A 19,823-nucleotide genomic window follows, 5' to 3' on the forward strand; every position below is an offset into this window, starting at 1 on the left:
GTTAAAAGCAGTGCAATGCCCCGGAACGGCGCGCATGCGCCGGTCCGGGGCCTGGGTCACGTCAGACCGGCTCAGTAGTCCCGCTGGTTCAGTTCGACATTCAGGCCGAGCGAGCGCAGCTCCTTGACCAGCACGTTGAACGACTCCGGAATGCCGGCCTCGAAGTTGTCGTCGCCGCGGACGATGGCTTCGTAGACCTTGGTGCGGCCGGACACGTCGTCCGACTTCACCGTCAGCATTTCCTGCAGCGTGTAGGCGGCGCCGTAGGCTTCGAGCGCCCAGACCTCCATCTCACCGAAGCGCTGACCGCCGAACTGGGCCTTGCCGCCCAGCGGCTGCTGCGTGACCAGCGAGTAGGGACCGATCGACCGGGCGTGGATCTTGTCGTCCACGAGGTGGTGCAGCTTCAGCATGTAGATGTAGCCGACGGTGACCTTGCGGTCGAAGGTCTCGCCGGTACGGCCGTCCACCAGCGTCGACTGGCCCGACCGGTCGAAGCCGGCGCGTTCCAGATGGACGCAGATGTCCTCCTCGCGGGCGCCGTCGAAGACCGGCGTCGCGAAGGGCACGCCCTTGCGCAGGTTCCCGCCCAGCTCCAGCAGTTCGCCGTCGGTCATGTCGGCGATGTCCTCGTTGTAGGTCACCTCGCCATACGCCGACTTCAGCGTGCCGCGCAGGGCCTCCAGCTGGGGAGCGCCTTCGGCCTTCTGGCGGATCGCCAGACGGTACTGGTCGACCGCACGGCCGATCTGCTTGCCGAGACCCGACGCCGCCCAACCGAGGTGGGTTTCCAGGATCTGACCGACGTTCATGCGCGACGGCACGCCCAGCGGGTTCAGCACCAGATCGACGGGGGTGCCGTCTTCCAGGTAGGGCATGTCCTCCTGCGGGATGATGCGCGAGACGACACCCTTGTTGCCGTGACGGCCGGCCATCTTGTCGCCCGGCTGCAGCTTGCGCTTCACCGCGACGAAGACCTTGACCATCTTCATGACGCCCGGCGGCAGCTCGTCACCGCGCTGCAGCTTGTCGACCTTGTTCTCGAAGCGGTCCTGCAGGGCCTTGATCGAGTCGTCGAACACCTTCGCCAGGTTCTCGACGGTCTCCATCACCTGCTCGTCGGCGATGGCGATCTGGCGCCACAGACCCTTCGACAGGCCGGCCAGCACCTCGTCGGTCAGCACCGTGCCGCCCTTCATGCCCTTCGGGCCGGACTGCGCGGTCTGGCCGATCAGCACTTCCTTCAGGCGGGTGTAGAAGCTGCGCTCCAGGATGCCGCGCTCGTCGTCGCGGTCCTTGGCCAGCTTCTCGATCTCGGCGCGTTCGATGGCGAGAGCGCGCTCGTCCTTGTCGACGCCGCGGCGGCTGAACACGCGGACCTCGACGATGGTGCCGACCACACCCGGCGGCAGGCGCAGCGAGGTATCGCGAACGTCGGAAGCCTTCTCGCCGAAGATGGCGCGCAGCAACTTCTCTTCCGGCGTCATCGGGCTTTCGCCCTTCGGCGTCACCTTGCCGACCAGAATGTCGCCCGGACGGACTTCGGCGCCGATATAGACGATGCCGGCCTCGTCGAGGTTCTTGAGAGCTTCCTCACCCACGTTCGGAATGTCGCGGGTGATTTCCTCCTGGCCCAGCTTGGTGTCGCGGGCCATGACCTCGAACTCCTCGATGTGGATCGAGGTGAAGACGTCGTCCTTGACGATGCGCTCGTTGATGAGGATCGAATCCTCGAAGTTGTAGCCGTTCCACGGCATGAACGCGACGAGCACGTTCCGGCCGAGCGCCAGCTCGCCCAGATCGGTCGACGGACCGTCGGCCACGATGTCGCCGGCGTTCACCCGGTCACCGACCTTCACCAGCGGACGCTGGGTGATGCAGGTGTTCTGGTTGGAACGCTGGAACTTCAGCAGGTTGTAGATGTCGACGCCCGGCGCCGTGCTGTCCGAGCTGTCGGTCGCACGGACGACGATGCGGGTGGCGTCGACCTGGTCGACGATGCCCGAGCGCTTGGCGACGATGGTCACGCCGCTGTCGCGGGCGACGGTCGCCTCCATGCCGGTGCCGACCAGCGGGGCGTCGGCCTTGACCAGCGGCACCGCCTGACGCTGCATGTTCGAGCCCATCAGCGCGCGGTTGGCGTCGTCGTTCTCGAGGAACGGGATCAGCGCCGCGGCGACGGACACCAGCTGCTTCGGCGACACGTCGATCAGGTCGATGGCTTCCGGCCGGAACATCAGGTATTCGCCGCCCTGGCGGCAGGAGACCAGATCGGCGGCGAAGCTGTTGTCCGCGTTCAGTTCGGCGTTCGCCTGGGCGACGACGTAGCGGCCCTCCTCCATCGCCGACAGATAGACCACCTCGTTGGTGACCTTGCCGTCGATGACCTTGCGGTAGGGGCTCTCGATGAAGCCGTACTGGTTCACGCGGGCATAGGTCGCCAGCGAGTTGATCAGACCGATGTTCGGACCTTCCGGCGTCTCAATCGGGCAGATGCGGCCGTAGTGCGTCGGGTGCACGTCGCGCACCTCGAAGCCGGCGCGCTCACGGGTCAGACCGCCCGGGCCCAGCGCCGAGAGACGACGCTTGTGCGTGATCTCGGACAGCGGGTTGGTCTGGTCCATGAACTGCGACAGCTGCGACGAGCCGAAGAACTCGCGCACGGCGGCGGCGGCCGGCTTGGCGTTGATCAGGTCGTGCGGCATCACCGTGTCGATCTCGACCGAGCTCATGCGCTCGCGGATCGCACGTTCCATGCGCAGCAGGCCGACGCGGTACTGGTTCTCCATCAGCTCGCCGACCGAGCGGACGCGGCGGTTGCCGAGATGGTCGATGTCGTCGATCTCGCCGCGGCCGTCCTTCAGGTTCACCAGAACCTTCAGGATCTCCAGGATGTCCTCCTTGCGGAGCACACGCATCTGGTCGTCGGTCTGGAAGTTCAGACGGGCGTTCATCTTGACGCGGCCGACGGCCGACAGGTCGTAGCGCTCGCTGTCGAAGAACAGGCCCGAGAACAGCGCCTCGGCCGATTCCAGGGTCGGCGGCTCGCCCGGACGCATGACGCGGTAGATGTCGATCAGCGCGTCTTCGCGGCTGGCGTTGCGGTCCGCGTTCATCGTGTTGCGGATGTAGGCGCCGACGTTCAGATGGTCGATCGCCAGCACCGGCAGCTCGTCGACGCCGGTCTTCTCCAGCTTGTCGAGATCGCTCGCCGACAGCTCGTCACCGGCTTCGAACAGGACTTCGCCCGTGCGCTCGTTGATGATGTCGACGGCGAGGTAGCGGCCGGTCAGCTCCTCGGTGGAGACCTGCTGCTCGGTCAGGCCGGCCTCGACCAGCTTCTTGATGACGCGCGGAGTCATCTTGGTGCCGGCCTCGGCGACGATGGCGCCGGTGGCGGCATCCACGAGGTCGGAGATCAGCTTGACGCCCTTCATCCGCTCGGCGCTGAACGGGGTCTTCCAACCGCCGGCCGACCGGGTGTAGGTGATCGTATCGTAGAAGTAGTTGAGGATCTCTTCCTTGGCCATGCCCTGCGCCTCATAAGGCAGCAGGTCCTTGCGGTTGGCCTTGCGCTCGGCGCGCAGCGCCTCGGTCTCCGCGCCGTCCAGGGCGAACAGCAGCGTGGTGGCCGGCAGCTTGCGGCGGCGGTCGATGCGGACGTAGACGAGATCCTTGGCGTCGAACTCGAAGTCGAGCCAGGAACCGCGGTAGGGGATGACGCGGGCGGCGAACAGATACTTGCCCGACGCGTGGGTCTTGCCCTTGTCATGGTCGAAGAAGACGCCCGGGCTGCGGTGCATCTGCGAGACGATGACGCGCTCGGTGCCGTTGATGACGAAGGTGCCGTTGGCCGTCATCAGGGGCATGTCGCCCATGTAGACGTCCTGCTCCTTGATGTCGCGGATCGAACGGAGGCCGGTGTCCTCCTCGACGTCGAACACGGACAGACGCAGGGTCACCTTCAGCGGGGCGGCGAAGGTCATGCCGCGCTGCTGGCATTCCTCGACGTCGTATTTCGGCTGCTCAAGCTCGTACTTGACGAAATCCAGCACCGCGCGGTCGGAGAAGTCCTTGATCGGGAAGACCGACTTGAAGACTTCCTGCAGGCCCAGATTCGCCCGCTTTTCCGGGGCGACGTCCATTTGCAGGAAGTGATCGTAGGAGCTGCGCTGCACCTCGATGAGGTTGGGCATCTGGGTGACTTCCGGGATGCGCCCGAAGCTCTTCCGAACACGTTTACGACCCGTAAAGGATTTGGCCATGGATGTCCCCAAACGTCTGTACGTGATGCGCGTTATACCGACCGTTCAACCGACCGTAGGATCGAGCCGACTCGTGTCGACCGGTCCCGAGGGCGCCCGCGCGGGCCATCCCCATGATGGGGACGGAAAGAGCCGGGCCGGGCAAGCCCGGTCCGGCGGAAGGCAGAAAATGCCGTGCGGCGGCCGGTCCCCTAGGGAACCGACCGCCGTCCGGCTTGGTACTGTGTGATCCGTACGCAACAAGGTCTTACTTAATATCGACCTTGGCGCCGGCTTCTTCAAGCTGCTTCTTGATCTTGGCGGCCTCGTCCTTCGTGGCGCCTTCCTTGACCGGCTTCGGAGCGCCCTCGACCAGGTCCTTGGCTTCCTTCAGGCCCAGGCCGGTGATCGCGCGGACTTCCTTAATCACGTTGATCTTCTTGTCGCCGGCATCGGCGAGGATCACCGTGAACTCGGTCTGCTCTTCGGCCGGAGCGGCAGCGGCAGCGGCCGGGCCGGCAGCGGCGACGGCCACCGGAGCGGCGGCGGAGACGCCCCACTTCTCTTCGAGGAGCTTCGACAGCTCGGCGGCTTCCAGGACGGTCAGGGCCGACAGATCGTCGACGAGCTTCTGCAGATCAGCCATGTTACTACTCCAAACGACTTGAGTTCTGGGGATGTAAAAAACGAGTGACTAGGCCTGGTTAGGCCGCCGCCTCGTCGTCCTTCTTCGCGTAGGCAGCAAGCACGCGGGCGACCTGGCCGCCCGGAGCCTGGAGGACACCGGCGATACGGGTCGCCGGGGTCTGGATCATGCCCACGAGGCGGCCACGCAGTTCGTCCAGCGACGGGAGCGAGGCGAGGGCCTTGACCCCCTCCGCGTCCAGAATCTGGGTGCCGAGGCTGGCGCCGACGATCTTGAGCTTCTCGTTGGTCTTCGCGTAGTCGGCCACCACCTTGGCAGCCGCAACGGGATCCTTCGAGTAGGCGATCGCCGTCGGTCCCTTGAAGAGACCGTCCAGACCTTCGAACTGCGTCCCCTGAAGGGAACGACGGGCGAGCCGGTTCTTCGTCACTTTGAAGCTGGCGCCAGCAGCCCGAACCTTCGCACGCAGGTCGGTGACTTCCTTCACCGTCAGGCCCAGATGGTGGGTGACCACCACCAGGCCCGTGTCCTGGAGCTTCGATTGCAGAGCCGCGATCGTCGCTTCTTTTTGTGTACGATCCACGGATCGCCTCCTTGCACAGAGGTGTACATGGACCCCCGTCCCCGAAGGGCCGGAGGTCCGGCGAACCTGTCCCAGAAGTCAAGCCGTTCCTGAACCGGTTCCCGTCGCGCATGACGGCGGGGCCGGAGGGGTAAACGGGTTCAACTCCTGTCTGCGCGGGTGAATTTTAAGCTCTTCCCTCTCCTTGCGGTCGGGGACGGGCACCAGCGGTCTCGGACAGGGGTGGGCGGGTGTCCTCGGGGTTTCCCCCTCAGGCGGTCCGCCCGGACGCCGCCACTGCCCGAGAGCAGACGGCGGCGAAACGGGTCGTCAGGCGGCGGCCGGAGCCGACACGCTGGAGAGGTCGAGCTTCAGGCCCGGGCCCATCGTCGACGAGAGCGAGACCTTCAGCAGGTACTGGCCCTTGGCGCCGGTCGGCTTGGCACGGGTGATGGCATCGACGAAGGCGCGAATGTTCTGGACCAGCGCCTCTTCCGAGAAGCTGACCTTGCCCACGCCGGCGTGGATGATGCCGGTCTTCTCCGCACGGAACTCCACCGCGCCGGCCTTGGCGGCCTTCACGGCGCCGGCGACGTCGGGGGTCACGGTGCCCAGCTTCGGGTTCGGCATCAGGCCGCGCGGGCCCAGCACCTTACCGAGCTTGCCGACCACGCCCATCATGTCGGGCGAGGCGATGCAGCGATCGAAGTTGATGTTGCCGGCCAGGATCTGTTCGGCCAGATCGTCGCCACCGACAACGTCGGCGCCGGCGGCCAGAGCCTCATCGACCTTGGCGCCACGGGCGAACACCGCCACGCGGACGGTCTTGCCGGTGCCGTTCGGCAGGTTCACGACGCCGCGGACCATCTGGTCGGCGTGGCGCGGATCGATGCCGAGGTTCATCGCGATTTCGATCGTCTCGTCGAACTTGGCCTTGGCGGCACCCTTCACCAGGGTGACGGCCTCTTCCAGCGAGTAGAAGGAATCGCGGTTAACGGTCTTGTAGGCGTCGGTCAGACGCTTGCCCAGCTTCGCCATAGGATCAGCCCTCCACCACTTCGAGGCCCATCGAGCGGGCGGAGCCGGCGATCATGCTCGCGGCGGCTTCGACGTCGTGCGCGTTCAGGTCGGCCATCTTCTTCTGGGCGATCTCGCGGATCTGCGAGGTCGTGACCTGGCCGACGAAACCGCCCTTGCCGGGGGTCGTCGAACCCTTGTCCTTGCCCGAAGCCTTCTTGAGGAAGTAGCTGACCGGCGGGGTCTTCGTCACGAAGGTAAAGGTGCGGTCGCCGTAGGCGGTGATGACCACGGGAATCGGCATGCCGACTTCCAGGTCCGCCGTCTTGGCGTTGAACGCCTTGCAGAACTCCATGATGTTCAGGCCGCGCTGACCGAGCGCCGGGCCGATGGGCGGCGACGGGTTGGCCTTGCCGGCCGGCACCTGCAGCTTGATGTAACCGACGATTTTCTTCGCCATCTCACAACCTCCTGGTACGACGTCTCACGCACTTGACCGGATGGTCCGGCGCGGCGCCGCGGGGTTTTGCGGTTCGGCCATGGCGAGCCTCCCGCAACAGAATGGAGCCACCGATGCAAGCACCGGCAGCTCCGACTCATAAACTTTGGAACCTTGCGATCAGATCTTTTCGACCTGCGTGTATTCCAGCTCGACCGGCGTGGAGCGACCGAAGATCGAAACCGCCACCTTGAGGCGGGACTTCTCTTCGTCGACTTCCTCGACGACACCATTGAACGAAGTGAAGGGACCGTCGCTCACTCGCACCTGCTCGCCCACCTCGAAGGTGATCGAGGGCTTGGGGCGCTCAAAGCCTTCCTGCACCTGATGGATGATCCGCTCGGCTTCGCGCTGGGAGATCGGCTGCGGCTTGCCGCCACCGCCCAGGAAGTCCGTCACTTTAGGCGTGTTCTTCACCAGCGACCAGGATTCGTCGGTCAGGTCCATCTTGACGAGGACATAGCCGGGGAAGAACTTGCGCTCGGTGTTGATCTTGGAACCCCGGCGCACTTCGACCACTTCTTCGGTCGGGACCAGGATTTCCTCGAACTTATCTTCCAGACCCTTCTGAGCCGCTTTTTCGCGGATGGCCTGGGAGACCTTCTTTTCGAAACCCGAATAAACGTGAACGACGTACCAGCGCGCTGCCATGTATCAGCCTCCCAGCCCAAGGATCAAGCGAACGGCAACCGCCAGCACCTGATCGACGACGAGGAAGAACAGGGCGGCGAGCACGACCATGACGAACACCATGGCGGTCGTGATGCCGGTTTCCTTGCGGGTCGGCCAGGTGACCCTGGCTACCTCGCGGCGGACCTCGCGCGCGAATTCTGCGGGATTGACTTTAGCCATCGTGCGAACCGTGCGAGCTCCGGAGCGACTGTGTGGGCGCCGCTTTTACCCTAAACCGTTATTGGGACGGGATGGCAGGAGTGGAGGGGATCGAACCCCCAACCCCCGGTTTTGGAGACCGGTGCTCTACCAATTGAGCTACACTCCTATCTCCGTCCGGCCACACCTTTCGGCGTGGGAGGCCGCTTAAACCATTCTTTAGGCGGCGGTGTCAAGGCCTTTCGACCTGACTTTCGGAAGAACTTTCAAACCGGCACGCCGGAAGCTCGACCAAACTCTGTACGCGGATAAAACTCCCCCGCCGGACCGTGGTCCGGCGGGGGAGGCAGGCTTATAGCATCACTCGACGATCTTGGCAACGACGCCGGCGCCGACGGTGCGGCCGCCTTCGCGGATGGCGAAGCGCAGGCCTTCGTCCATGGCGATCGGGGCGATCAGCGTCACTTCCATGGCGACATTGTCGCCCGGCATCACCATCTCGACGCCTTCCGGCAGCGCCACCATGCCCGTCACGTCCGTCGTCCGGAAGTAGAACTGCGGACGGTAGTTCGTGAAGAACGGGGTGTGGCGGCCGCCCTCTTCCTTCGTCAGGATGTAGGCTTCGGCCTTGAACTTGGTGTGCGGGGTGATCGAACCCGGCTTGGCCAGAACCTGGCCGCGCTCGACGTCCTCACGCTTCGTGCCGCGCAGCAGAGCGCCGATGTTGTCGCCGGCTTGCCCGGAGTCGAGCAGCTTGCGGAACATTTCGACGCCGGTCACCGTCGTCTTGACCGTCGCCTTCAGCCCGACGATCTCGACTTCCTCGCCGACCTTCACGATGCCACGCTCGACACGGCCGGTCACAACCGTGCCGCGGCCCGAGATCGAGAACACGTCTTCGATCGGCATCAGGAACGGACGGTCGACCGGACGCTCCGGCTGCGGGATGTACTCATCGACCGTCTTCATCAGCGCCAGGACGGCGTCGCGGCCGATCTCCGGCTGACGGTCTTCCAGAGCGCACAGCGCCGAACCCTTGGTGATCGGAATGTCGTCGCCCGGGAACTGGTAGGACGACAGAAGCTCGCGAACTTCCAGCTCGACCAGCTCAAGCAGCTCCGGATCGTCGACCATGTCGACCTTGTTCATGAACACCACCAGCGCCGGAACGCCGACCTGGCGCGCCAGCAGGATGTGCTCGCGGGTCTGCGGCATCGGGCCGTCGGCGGCCGACACGACCAGGATCGCGCCGTCCATCTGGGCGGCGCCTGTGATCATGTTCTTCACGTAGTCGGCGTGGCCCGGGCAGTCGACGTGCGCGTAGTGGCGGTTCGACGTCTCGTACTCGACGTGCGCCGTCGAGATCGTGATGCCGCGCGCCTTCTCTTCCGGCGCCTTGTCGATCTGGTCGTAAGCGGTGAAGGTGGCGCCGCCGGACTCCGCCAGCACCTTCGTGATCGCCGCCGTCAGCGACGTCTTGCCGTGGTCGACGTGGCCGATCGTGCCAACGTTGCAGTGCGGCTTGTTCCGCTCAAACTTTGCCTTCGCCATCGCTTTGGTCTTTCGTTCCCGACGTTCCGGACGCACACAATGGCCCGGCCGAGATCGGTTTTCCGTGGCGCACGCGGGATTGGAGCGGGTGAGGGGAATCGAACCCCCGTCGTAAGCTTGGAAGGCTTCTGCTCTACCATTGAGCTACACCCGCAAGCATCCCGCCGGCGCGACCGTCCGGGGCAAACGCGATCACGGACAAGCCGTGGAAAGTAATGGTGGAAGGGGCTGGATTCGAACCAGCGTACGCGTACGCGGGCAGATTTACAGTCTGCTGCCTTTAACCACTCGGCCACCCTTCCAGTCCGCGGCCTGGCGATGCCCGCCGCGGAGTTCGGCAATATGCGAATTTTTCAGGCCTTGTCAACACGGGTTAAGCGGTTCACACCAGAAAAAATTCGGCCGCAGTCCGCTGCGGCCCCCTCCCCTTCTTCGTGGGTATCATGACGCGCTCCAGACATCCCGGTTCCGGCCCCTCCTCCGCCCGTCCTTCAGACCGCAACACCGACCGCAGCGGCGACCGGTCCGGCGGCAGGCAACAGCAAGGCGCGTCTCCGCGGCAGGACGAAGGGGACGAGGGAGCGCGCGGCGGCCGCAAGGCGGCAAAGGGAGGACGGGGGCCGGCGGCACGCGGCGTGATTCTTTACGGACTGCACCCGGTGGCCGCTGCCTTGACCAACCCCGAACGGCGCATTCACCGCCTGCTGGTGACCGACTCGGGCCGCGCTGCGCTGGAGCCGGCGATCGCCGCCGCCCGCGCCCAGGGTCTGCAAAGGCCGGAGGCCTCGCCGGCCGACCGGATGGAGCTTGACAGGATGTTGCCGGCGGGTGCGGTGCATCAGGGCGTCGTCATCGATGCGTCTCCCCTGCCCGATCTGGGCATCGAGGACCTGTGCAACGAACTGGCCGGAGAAACGTCGGCGGTCGTCGTGGCGCTCGATCAGGTGACCGACCCGCACAATGTCGGCGCCATCCTGCGTTCCGCCGCCGCCTTTGGCGCCCGTGCCGTCGTGGTGACCGAGCGCCATGCTCCGGAGACGACTGGCGTTCTCGCCAAGAGCGCTTCGGGTGCCTTGGAGGCGGTGCCGCTGATCCGCGTCACCAATCTGTCCCGGGCGCTGACTGATCTGCAACAGAACGGCTTCTGGTCGGTCGGGCTCGCCGAATCGGGGCCGTCGACGCTGGCCAAGCTGAATTTGACCGGCAAGACGGTGCTGGTGATGGGGGCGGAAGGCAGCGGCCTGCGCCGGCTGACCATGGAGCGTTGCGACGCCATCGCCCGACTGCCGACCGGCGGACCCGTCGGCAGCCTCAACGTATCGAATGCCGCCGCGGTGGCGCTGTACGAGGTTGCCCGCCTGCGCGAGTGACCGAACCGCGAGGCTGTCTCGGTCAAGCGCTTGTTTACGCGGAAAAGGGACGCTAAGGTGTGCGTCCCGCAAGCGGCGGGCGCGCCGGATTAGCTCAGCTGGTAGAGCAGCTGATTTGTAATCAGAAGGTCACGGGTTCGATTCCTGTATCCGGCACCAGTTTTCCAACGGCTTAGCGCACCCCGCGCTAGGCCGTTTTGCTTTCCCGGAAAAAGCCGCTCGGTTGCCGGTCTGCTGAGGTGGGTTCAATCCGCCGACACGACGGGCTCATTGGACTTTCGGCCCTCCAGTCGCTTGGAGCCCCACGCAGGGCAGTCTTCCTATCTGTCCCGCATCGCCCCGGCATGCTGACATTTCTGCAAAGCATCCGGCATCGACGCCCCCATCCGGTTGCAACCAGAGGGCTTTCCGACCCTTTGCAGCCGCCAGGATGGCAACGCATGCCGGGAGGCTCCGCCGGCCTGTCGCTGTAGGGTTGCACTGTTCCCGCATAGGTCTGGATACGGCACCCGATCTGGGGTATACCCCATGCCGCTCTGGACCGAAATGCCGCTTGAATTTGGAGTTCCGGAACCACAAGCGCGCAGCAGGTAAGCAGAAGGGTGGATGATGGTTTTCAGCTCTATCGTATTTATCTTTTATTTTTTGCCAATTTTTATCTTTTGCTATTATTCCCTGCCGCTGAAGCACGGAACGCTGCTTTTCTTCAGCTTGGTTTTTTATGCGTATGGCGAGGTGATCTATACCTACGTCATGCTGTTGTCGATCCTCGTCAATTATGCCTTCGGGCTGTGGATCGCCGGCCAGGAGGGGCGGAGCCGCAAGCTCGCCATGGGTGCCGGCGTCGTCGTCAACCTGGGCATTCTCGTCTATTTCAAATATCTGGGCTTCTTCTACGGGATGGTGGCCGCGCTGTTGCCCAACCTGTTCTCCGGGCCGCCGCAGGTGCATCTGCCGCTCGGCATCTCGTTCTTCACCTTCCACGCGCTGTCCTACCTGATCGACGTCTACCGCCGGCAGGTTCCGGTCGAGCGCAGCCTGATCTATGTCGCCGTCTATATCACCATGTTCCCGCAGCTCGTGGCGGGACCGATCATCCGCTTCCATGACATCCGCGACGAAATCCACAACCGCAGGGTCAGTGCCGGACTGTTCGCCGAGGGCATTCAGATCTTCGTCATCGGCCTCGCGCAAAAGGTGCTGATCGCAAACACGGTGGCGGTGGCGGCGGACCAGATCTTCGCACTCGACCCGACAGGGCTGAGCCTGCCGATCGCCTGGCTGGGAATCGTCTGCTACACCCTGCAGATTTTCTTCGATTTCTGCGGCTATTCGACCATGGCCATCGGGCTGGGGCTGATGATCGGCTTCCATTTCCCGCTGAACTTCAACTATCCCTACATCGCCCAGTCGATCACCGAATTCTGGCGGCGCTGGCACATCTCGCTGTCGATGTGGTTCCGCGACTATCTCTACATCCCGCTGGGCGGCAACCGCGCCGGTCCGCTGGCCACCTACCGCAACCTGCTGATCGTCTTCTTCCTGTGCGGCCTGTGGCATGGCGCCAGCTGGACCTTCGTCGTCTGGGGACTTTGGCACGGAGCCTTCCTGGTGTTCGAACGGCTGGGCATCGCCCGGATGCTCGACCGGTCGGTGCCGGCAGTCCGCCATGTCTACACGCTGCTGGTGGTGATGATCGGCTGGGTCTTCTTCCGTGCCGATACGATGGACCATGCCTGGATCTTCCTGAAGGTCATGGCTGGCGCCGGCCATCCCAGTCCTCTGGCGCCGCATGTCCTTCAGTTCCTGACGCCGGAAACCGTCACCGCGCTGGTCATCGGCGCGGTCGCCGCGACGCCGCTGCTCGGCCGGCTGGTGCGGGGCGGGCTGGATGCGGTGCGGAACGCGGCCGGCGGGCGCATGCTGGTCGGCACCGGCGAGGCGCTGTACCTTGCCGGCCTGCTCGGCATGTTCGCACTGGCCGTCATGAGCCTTGCGGCCGGCACCTACAACCCGTTCATCTACTTCCGGTTCTGACCATGCGAGCGATGTCTCTCGGGATCGTGCACAGCAAGCTTTTGCAGAAGCTGTGCATCGGGATTTTCCTGGCGCTCCTCCTGCTGCCCATGATCGGCCAGACGCTGTCCGTCGGAACCGGCGTGACGGCGACCGAGATGCGGGCGCCGAACGAGCTGCCCGGCTTGCCCGCCACCTTCAATGAGTTTTCCGTCCTGCCGCAGCGCTTCGAGGCGTGGCTGAAGGATCATTTCGGCTTCCGCAACGATCTCGTCCTCGCCAACAACTTCATCCGGGTCAAGGTGTTCGGGCAGAGCACCTCGCCGCTGGTCGTTCTCGGCCGGAACGGCTGGCTGTTCTACACGGGCGAGCATGCGCTTGAGCAGACGCGCGGCATCGACCGCTTCTCGCCGGAAGAGCTGGACCGCTGGATCGACGTGATGGAGCGGCGACAGGCATGGCTGGCGGAGCGCGGCATCCCCATGCTGATGGTCGCGATCCCCAACAAGGAGCGCGTCTATCTCGACGATCTCCCGGCCTGGGCCACCCAGGTGAATCCGGAAAGCCGGATGGACCAGATCGTGCGGCGGCTGGCGGAGCGTCACTCGCCGCTGGTGTTCAAGGACATGACCGCCGACCTCGTCGCCGCGAAGAAGAACATGAAGGTCTACCTCCAGGCCGACACGCACTGGACGGGCGATGCCGCCTTCGCCATCGGCTATCGGCGGATCGTGGAGTGGATCAAGACGGTCCGCCCGGATTTCACGCCGCTGACGCCGGCCGACATGAAGCAGGTCCACGTCATGCGCCAGGGCGTCGACCTCGACCTCGCCCGCATGCTGGGACTGGCCGCAGTTTATCAGGAAGAGGAAGTCCGCTACGATTCCCTGAGGCCGCCAAAGCTGCGCGCCAACGACGTCTCGATGCCGAACGGCATCGTCCAGAACATCCTGCGCGCCGATCTGCCGACGGCCCCCAGCGTGGTGTGGTTCCGCGATTCCTTCACCATCCCCATGTTCCCGTACATCGCCGAAAGCTTCAGCAAGGCGGTGGTCACGGAGCACAAGGGGCTGCGCTTCGACAAGGCGTTGATCGAGGAGCAGAAGCCGGATGTCGTCGTCTACCAGTTCGTCGAGCGCTCGCTCAACAACCCTGTCCCGGTGGAGTGAGCAAGGGTAGGCCGGGAGCTTACCCTCGCCAATTTGCGCCCCGGCGCTGACGCCGACGGGCCCTGCCCACGACGAAGATCAGGCCGAGCAGGGCCCCGCCACATCCCATGAACGCCAGCGTCAGTCCGGCTCCGAAGGTCAGCGGCATTTCTCCGCTGATGGACCCGTCGGGCAGCACCGTCGGAGGCAGGCAGCACAGGGCGCTGGCCGCCCCTGCACCGCCGCCGGCGATCAGGATCGCGCAGCAGGCCCAATAAGGCCGCCGCCATCCGCGGACACGGACCGTCAGGACCGTCGCCGCAAGCAACAAAATCACCGCAATCGCCGGGATGCCGAACGCCAACAGCGTCAGTCCGGTATCGGGCATTGGGGCTCCCATGACGTTTAGCCGTCTGGCCGGGTCTACGACCACCGATTGGCCCACCGATATGTCCCGGTGGGGAACCCCTGGCAGGACGCGGCGGTTGGTGAAGGCATCGGAATGCCACTCACAGCAGTTTGCGCGAAAGGCCAACCATGACCAAGCCCCATCCCGAGTCGGACGACCGGACGCCCACCACCCCTAGCGCGGAAGCGAATCGGATGCGCGCGGACATCGACCGCGGCCTGACCGGCGACAAGGTTCCCGCCACCGATCCCGCCGCGGCGCCGCTCGGCACCGATGACGAAGCCGCCGGCACCACTCCGCCGCATGGCATCTCCCGCGATGCGGTCGTTCCCGGCAGCCAGCGCATGCCACCGGGACAGAAGAAGGGCGGCGACACGCTCGACACCTGATCGGAAGTCCCGATCCGCAGACGGCAGAAAGCCCGGCCGGGTGTTCCCCGGCCGGGCTTTCTTGCGATTCGGCGGCGCACTGCCGCCGGCCTGGAAAGCGATGCTTAGAAATAGCGCTCCGGAATGCGGACCACATCGTCCGGCATCACCGAGGTGGTGATCGGGGCCTTGCGGATTTCCTTCTTGGGATCGCTGCCGCGGGTGATGAGGACGTAATCCTCCTTGGCGCGATAGGTGTAGCCGCCGGCCATCGCCACCGCCGACAGGGCGGTCATGCCGTTGACATACTGGTACTGGCCGGGATTGCGCACCTCGCCCAGGATGAAGAACGGACGATGGTTCAGCACCTCGACGCTGACCTTCGGGTCCTTCACATAGCCGGCGGACAGCCGGGTGGCGATTTCCTTCTCCAGGTCCCGGGTGTTGCGGTCCTTGGCCGAAACCTCGCCGATCAGCGGCATGGCGACCTTGCCGGTGCCGTCGACGCGGAATTCGCCGGACAGCTGCTCTTCGCCGAACACGATGACGCGCAGCGCGTCACCCGGGCCGAGACGGTATTCGCCGATCTGACCGGCGCTGGCGGTCTCCATCGGCGCGTCGTTGCCGCCGGCACAGCCGACCATGGCAACGGCGAGCGCGGCCAACCCGATCCCCTGGCCCAGCGCACGGATCACCTGACGTCGATTCATCCCTAAACCCTTTCCCTGGCTGGTGGATGCCTGCCACAGCGCCGGTCCGGCCCCTTCGACGGGTCGGTTCCGAGGAACCGACCCGTCCGCCGGCCGCCTTGCAGCGGCGCCCTTTGGTCACGCACCTGAATTCGGGTGGAGACTAGCAACTCGCAAGCGCTTGGGAAAAAGTGGAGAGGAATTACCGCCTTCGGATCTGTTCAGTACATCGCCATCGATCATAAGAGCAGGCATAAGAAAAGGGCGCCCGTCATAGGACGGACGCCCTGCCCTGTTCAGCGGAACCTTTAGGACCTTCGGCCGGGACTTTCCCGGTCGGCCAACCCGATTCCGCCGGATTACCTGCTGGATTACATCTGGGCGCCGAGTCGCAGATAGATCAGGTTATCGCTGTACTCGGCGGAGCTGATGTTGGAATTGCGCTTTTCGTAGGTATAGCCGCCGGTCAGATACAGGTTGCGGTTCATCTGGTAAGTGCCGCCGACGCCGGCCGTATAGACCTTGTCGTTGCGGTCGTTGCCGTTGAAGTCGTCCTGGCGGTATTGCAGGCGGCCGTTCAGCACCAGCGAGCGCAGCAGCTCGTGGTCGACGCCCAGGGCGACCAGGGTGCGGGTGTAGCTGGAGGCGGTGCCGAAGCCGGGGCTGGCCGACGTCTCGCGAACCTGGCGGCTGGCCGTGGCGCTGATGCCGGTCAGCTGGGTGACCGCCCAGTTCACGCGCCCGCCGAAGGACAGGCCGCTGAAGTCCTCCAGCCGCGAATCCTTGTAGTTGCGGACGAGGTAGCCGGCGAAGACCTCGCCGGTGACCAGGCCGGTCAGGTCGGTGGCCAGACCGCCCACCACCTCGTAGCCGTCCGAGTCGCGGTCGAGGCCGAAGGCGTCGCGGTCGTTCTTGTGGCGGGTCCAGGAATAGGTACCCTGGACGAAGGCTTCATAGCCTTCGATGAACTCATAGCCGACGCGGCCGACCGACGCGTATTCCCAGCGGTCGCGGTCGCCCTGGCGGGCGACGCCGCCGCCGATCAGGTCCACGTCGTCGTAGGAGATGTACTGGGCCGAACCGGAAACGCGGGCGCGCAGGCGGTTGAAGCGCTGGGTGTAGCCGGCCTCGCCGCCGCTGGTGAGGAAGGTCACCGGTTCGGCATAGCCCTGCAGGCTGTTGATGTCGCCGCGGCCTTCGTGATTGCGGCGGTGGAACAGCTGGCCGTCCAGCGCACCGCCTTTGTTCACGTCGAAGCGGCCGTCGGCCTGCACGGCATAGTCCGTGTAGTTCTCGCCGGAATGGTCGCTGTAGCGGCCGGCATCGGCAGAGGCCGAGAAGTTCAGCGCGTGGGCCGAGAAGTCCGACTTGATGTCCAGCCGCGGTCGGACCGTCCAGATGACGTCGTCCTCGTGATTGTCGCGGGTGGCGTAGACGTTGGTGTCATAGGTGGCACCGGCTTCCACCCGCGGCAGGAACAGGAAGGAGCCGGCGCGCAGCCCAAGCTGCTCCAGTTCCGGCCGGCGACGCTCCAGCACGGTTTCGCCACGCTGCAGGTCGTCCTGGGCGGCGGCGGGAAGCGACGTCAGCCCGGTCGAGGCGAGAGCGAGGGCGAGGAGGGAAAGGGTGCTGGTCTTCATGGAGTCACCGCGCTTGGCTGGGTTCGGTCGGCTCACTGGGCCGGGGGTCCGGCTCCTTGGTGGGAGGCGCGCCGCCACCGGTCTTCGGCCAGAACCCCGGCCGGGACCGCTGCGGACGCATCCTCGGCAAAGACACAACAAACCGTGCTTCCCCCGCAACAGTGAAGCCCACGCGCCGCCGCTTTTGCCGGACCCTGTGGTGTGGCCGCAACAAAAAGCTGCCGGCCGGTCGATGGTGCCCGAAGCGATGACCCGTTTGATTTCAGCGCATTTTTCAAATGGTCCTAAGATCAAGGTCATAGACCAACGAGGTGAAACCGGCGGTGCCACAGGGCTCCTGCTTTGGAACCGCCCGCCCGGCATCGGGTTGTTCATCACGTTTCTTGATCCGCAAAGGTGCCGCATGACCCGCCGACTCGACACACCGCCCCCGCCGCCCTCGACCAAACGCCCGCCCGACGCCACCACCCCGCCCTACACGCCGGGCGGCGTGACTCCCCCCGAGAAGGACGATGCCGCCAGCCCGGCCGAAAAGACCGCTCCGCCCGACAGCTACCCACCCAAACGGACGCCCTGACCAAAAGCAGCCGGTGAAATGCGGCGGCGGCGGATGCGTATCGCGCCGCCGCGGTCATGAATCGGCGGTGCAGACTCTCCGAATTGCGACAGCATCCGTTCGCAGCTTATTTTCAGGCTTGCGGCGCTTCTTTTGTTGCGCAAGCGATGACATTCGCATTCCTGTGGCTCTATGCCGCATCTGCGAAGATTGCACTGCGCCCATTGTGTTTTCTACCCTTTCCATGAGGAACGCATGATGGACGCATCGGATGGTGACAGGCGGGAAACGCCGCGCCATCCCTGCCCACGCAGCCGGGAGCGGCGGTCCGTGTCCGCCCCAGCCTTCGCCCCGGACCGAAGGCGGGCGCGAACCACGGGCCCGTTGACATGGACGACTTCGGACGACTGCCTCCCGACGATTACCAGTTGGCCGGCCAGGTTCACCACCGGCTTCGCCGCGCCCATCAGCGCGCCTCGGCGATCTTCATCGACCTGATCGGCGATCAGCTGCTGACCCCCACCCAATGGGGGGCGCTGGCCACGCTGCATGCCGAAGGTCCGCTGTCGCAGAACCAGCTCGGCCGTCTGACCTACATGGATCCCGCCACGACCCAGGGTGTGATCCTGCGGCTGGTGGAACGCAATCTGGTGGAACGCCAGCCCGACCCGCAGGACCGCCGCCGTACCAGCGTCCGGCTGACCCGGATCGGCCAGGCCCTGGTCATCGACCTGATGGCGAACGCCGCCGCCGCCCACGAACAGACGCTGACCCCGCTGAGCGAGGAGGAGCGGGTGCAGTTCATGTCGCTGCTGGCTCGCCTGATGTAGGCGGCACCCGAGGGGGCACCTGCGGGAGGGGCACGGGCGGGAAAACCCCGATCAGTCGGTGACTTTTGCGCCGGGTTTGCTATGAACGCGGTGTGTTGCGTCGCACCGCGACCGGACACGCCGCTGGTCTCTTACGAACCGGGGTCCCCGCAGGATGAAGCACCGCCACCCGACCGCCTCGCCGCTGGCGAAGCTCCTTCGCCCCGCCGCTCTGGGCGCCACCCTGTCAGTCGCACTTGCAGCGGCGGCTCTCACTGCCGGCCCCGCCGCGGCTCAGTCAGCGAAAGAACCGGTGAAATTCTCCGGCGCACCCGTGCGGGTGGGCGAGATCAACAGCTACACCGGCCTGCCCGCCTTCACCATTCCCTACCGCCAGGGCTGGCAGCTGGCGCTGGAGGAGATCAACGCCGAAGGCGGCGTGATCGGCTGCTGCGAGCTTCAGGTCGTCTCGCGCGACGATGCCGGCAAGCCCGACGACGCGGTGCGCGTCGCGCAGGAGCTGGTGACGAACGAGGCGGTCGACGTGCTGGCCGGCACCTACTTCTCCCACATCGGACTGGCGGTCGCCGACTTCGCCGCGCGCAACAAGATGCCCTTCGTCGCGGCCGAGCCGTTGACCGACGCCATCACCTGGTCGAAGGGCAACCGCTACACCTTCCGCCTGCGCCCCAGCACCTACATGCAGGCGGCGATGCTGGTGGAGGAGGCGGCGAAGCTGCCGGCCAAGCGCTGGGCCACCGTCGCCCCCAACTACGAATACGGCCAGTCGGCGGTGGCGTGGTTCAAGCAGCTGCTGAAGGAAAAGCGCCCGGACGTCGAGTTCGTCGCCGAGCAGTGGCCGGTGCAGGGCAAGCTGGAGGCCGGCCCGACGGTGCAGGCTCTGGCCGCCGCCAAGCCCGACGCCATCTTCAACGTCACCTTCGGCGCCGACCTCGCCAAGTTCGTGCGCGAGGGCGAGGGCCGCGGCCTGTTCCGCAACCGCAAAGTCGTCAGCCTGCTGACCGGTGAACCGGAATATCTGGAGCCGATGAAGGACGAGGCGCCGGAAGGCTGGATCGTCACCGGCTATCCCTGGGACCAGATCGACACGCCCGCCCACAAGGCCTTCGTCGCCGCCTACACCGCGCGCTTCAAGGAATCGCCCAAGGCGGGTTCCATCGTCGGCTACATCACCATGAAGGCGGTGGCCGCCGCGATCACCAAGGCCAAGTCGGCCAATTCCGAGCCGATCGTCGATGCGCTGGCCGGCCTGACCATCGACAGCCCGGTCGGCCCGGTCACCTTCCGCGCGTCCGACCATCAGGCGACCATGGGCGCCTATGTCGGCACCACGACCGTGAAGGACGGCCGCGGCACCATGAAGGACTGGCGCTACGCCGACGGTGCCAACTACCTGCCGCCCGACGACGCGGCGCGCAAGATGCGGCCGGCGGAGTAAGGCGCCGGG

Annotated in this window: 18 protein-coding genes and 4 tRNA genes; 8 read left to right on the forward strand and 14 right to left on the reverse strand. The window is 65.4% G+C overall.

Features of this window, described 5'->3' with window-relative positions; translation table 11 throughout:
* Positions 1 to 71 precede the first annotated feature (71 nt).
* From rpoB to ABNQ40_RS27385, 11 genes are all read right to left on the reverse strand, one after another.
* A complete protein-coding gene (rpoB, locus tag ABNQ40_RS27335) occupies positions 72 to 4,265 on the reverse strand; it encodes a DNA-directed RNA polymerase subunit beta (RefSeq protein ID WP_109051344.1) in 4,194 nt (1,397 codons plus the stop codon).
* A 247-nt stretch (positions 4,266 to 4,512) separates the two neighbouring features.
* Positions 4,513 to 4,890, reverse strand: coding sequence for a 50S ribosomal protein L7/L12 (gene rplL / locus ABNQ40_RS27340; RefSeq protein WP_014246882.1), 378 nt, complete (start codon positions 4,888 to 4,890; stop codon positions 4,513 to 4,515).
* A 58-nt stretch (positions 4,891 to 4,948) separates the two neighbouring features.
* Positions 4,949 to 5,473 carry a 50S ribosomal protein L10 gene (rplJ, locus tag ABNQ40_RS27345; protein WP_098740499.1) on the reverse strand — a complete coding sequence of 175 codons (525 nt, stop codon included), beginning with the start codon at positions 5,471 to 5,473 and terminating at the stop codon, positions 4,949 to 4,951.
* A gap of 309 nt (positions 5,474 to 5,782) precedes the next feature.
* Positions 5,783 to 6,490 (reverse strand): 50S ribosomal protein L1, encoded by a 708-nt coding sequence (rplA, locus tag ABNQ40_RS27350; protein WP_109051345.1) that lies wholly within the window; start codon positions 6,488 to 6,490, stop codon positions 5,783 to 5,785.
* Positions 6,491 to 6,494: 4 nt separating this feature from the next.
* Entirely contained in the window at positions 6,495 to 6,929 is a 435-nt protein-coding gene (gene rplK / locus ABNQ40_RS27355) for a 50S ribosomal protein L11 (protein ID WP_042690902.1), read from the reverse strand.
* 159 nt (positions 6,930 to 7,088) lie between these two features.
* The gene (nusG, locus tag ABNQ40_RS27360; protein WP_012973192.1) at positions 7,089 to 7,619 is read right to left on the reverse strand and encodes a transcription termination/antitermination protein NusG; all 531 of its coding nucleotides are present in this window, start codon (positions 7,617 to 7,619) and stop codon (positions 7,089 to 7,091) included.
* 3 nt (positions 7,620 to 7,622) lie between these two features.
* Positions 7,623 to 7,820, reverse strand: a complete 198-nt coding sequence (gene secE / locus ABNQ40_RS27365) for a preprotein translocase subunit SecE (RefSeq protein WP_014246876.1) — start codon at positions 7,818 to 7,820, stop codon at positions 7,623 to 7,625.
* Positions 7,821 to 7,892: 72 nt separating this feature from the next.
* Positions 7,893 to 7,968, reverse strand: a tRNA-Trp gene (locus tag ABNQ40_RS27370).
* 191 nt (positions 7,969 to 8,159) lie between these two features.
* Positions 8,160 to 9,350: an elongation factor Tu gene (gene tuf, locus ABNQ40_RS27375; RefSeq protein ID WP_109051341.1), complete on the reverse strand. Its 1,191-nt coding sequence runs from the start codon at positions 9,348 to 9,350 to the stop codon at positions 8,160 to 8,162.
* 80 nt (positions 9,351 to 9,430) lie between these two features.
* Positions 9,431 to 9,504 (reverse strand) — tRNA-Gly (locus tag ABNQ40_RS27380).
* A gap of 62 nt (positions 9,505 to 9,566) precedes the next feature.
* Positions 9,567 to 9,652, reverse strand: a tRNA-Tyr gene (locus ABNQ40_RS27385).
* Between the two features lie 132 nt (positions 9,653 to 9,784).
* Here ABNQ40_RS27385 and rlmB point away from each other — a divergent pair.
* The 4 genes from rlmB (at position 9,785) to ABNQ40_RS27405 (ending at position 13,905) form a co-directional block, all read left to right on the forward strand.
* Positions 9,785 to 10,720 carry a 23S rRNA (guanosine(2251)-2'-O)-methyltransferase RlmB gene (gene rlmB, locus ABNQ40_RS27390; protein WP_391347956.1) on the forward strand — a complete coding sequence of 312 codons (936 nt, stop codon included), beginning with the start codon at positions 9,785 to 9,787 and terminating at the stop codon, positions 10,718 to 10,720.
* Between the two features lie 83 nt (positions 10,721 to 10,803).
* Positions 10,804 to 10,879: transfer RNA gene (locus ABNQ40_RS27395), tRNA-Thr, on the forward strand.
* A 552-nt stretch (positions 10,880 to 11,431) separates the two neighbouring features.
* Positions 11,432 to 12,757 (forward strand): MBOAT family O-acyltransferase, encoded by a 1,326-nt coding sequence (locus ABNQ40_RS27400; protein WP_391347958.1) that lies wholly within the window; start codon positions 11,432 to 11,434, stop codon positions 12,755 to 12,757.
* A gap of 26 nt (positions 12,758 to 12,783) precedes the next feature.
* Positions 12,784 to 13,905, forward strand: coding sequence for a hypothetical protein (locus tag ABNQ40_RS27405; protein ID WP_158285611.1), 1,122 nt, complete (start codon positions 12,784 to 12,786; stop codon positions 13,903 to 13,905).
* A gap of 19 nt (positions 13,906 to 13,924) precedes the next feature.
* Here the strand turns inward: ABNQ40_RS27405 and ABNQ40_RS27410 are convergent, their stop codons facing one another.
* The gene (locus tag ABNQ40_RS27410) at positions 13,925 to 14,272 is read right to left on the reverse strand and encodes a hypothetical protein (RefSeq protein WP_109051348.1); all 348 of its coding nucleotides are present in this window, start codon (positions 14,270 to 14,272) and stop codon (positions 13,925 to 13,927) included.
* A 215-nt stretch (positions 14,273 to 14,487) separates the two neighbouring features.
* Between ABNQ40_RS27410 and ABNQ40_RS27415 the strand changes: the two genes are divergently transcribed.
* The gene (locus ABNQ40_RS27415) at positions 14,488 to 14,682 is read left to right on the forward strand and encodes a hypothetical protein (RefSeq protein ID WP_247879971.1); all 195 of its coding nucleotides are present in this window, start codon (positions 14,488 to 14,490) and stop codon (positions 14,680 to 14,682) included.
* A 104-nt stretch (positions 14,683 to 14,786) separates the two neighbouring features.
* On the opposite strand, the gene ABNQ40_RS27420 is transcribed toward ABNQ40_RS27415, so the two are convergent.
* Together ABNQ40_RS27420 and ABNQ40_RS27425 are read right to left on the reverse strand one after the other, a co-directional pair.
* Positions 14,787 to 15,371 carry a polysaccharide biosynthesis/export family protein gene (locus tag ABNQ40_RS27420; protein WP_109051350.1) on the reverse strand — a complete coding sequence of 195 codons (585 nt, stop codon included), beginning with the start codon at positions 15,369 to 15,371 and terminating at the stop codon, positions 14,787 to 14,789.
* Between the two features lie 350 nt (positions 15,372 to 15,721).
* Positions 15,722 to 16,990 carry an outer membrane beta-barrel protein gene (locus ABNQ40_RS27425; protein WP_109051351.1) on the reverse strand — a complete coding sequence of 423 codons (1,269 nt, stop codon included), beginning with the start codon at positions 16,988 to 16,990 and terminating at the stop codon, positions 15,722 to 15,724.
* 403 nt (positions 16,991 to 17,393) lie between these two features.
* Between ABNQ40_RS27425 and ABNQ40_RS27430 the strand changes: the two genes are divergently transcribed.
* From ABNQ40_RS27430 to ABNQ40_RS27440, 3 genes are all read left to right on the forward strand, one after another.
* Complete coding sequence (locus ABNQ40_RS27430) at positions 17,394 to 17,567, forward strand: hypothetical protein (RefSeq protein ID WP_158285612.1); 174 nt, start codon at positions 17,394 to 17,396, stop codon at positions 17,565 to 17,567.
* A 368-nt stretch (positions 17,568 to 17,935) separates the two neighbouring features.
* Positions 17,936 to 18,376, forward strand: a complete 441-nt coding sequence (locus ABNQ40_RS27435) for a MarR family winged helix-turn-helix transcriptional regulator (RefSeq protein WP_109051352.1) — start codon at positions 17,936 to 17,938, stop codon at positions 18,374 to 18,376.
* A gap of 154 nt (positions 18,377 to 18,530) precedes the next feature.
* Positions 18,531 to 19,814: an ABC transporter substrate-binding protein gene (locus tag ABNQ40_RS27440; protein WP_109051353.1), complete on the forward strand. Its 1,284-nt coding sequence runs from the start codon at positions 18,531 to 18,533 to the stop codon at positions 19,812 to 19,814.
* The last annotated feature ends 9 nt before the right edge of the window (positions 19,815 to 19,823 follow it).

Origin of the sequence: Azospirillum sp. A23 (assembly GCF_042938965.1) — a bacterium.
Taxonomy (GTDB): Bacteria; Pseudomonadota; Alphaproteobacteria; order Azospirillales; family Azospirillaceae; genus Azospirillum; species Azospirillum melinis.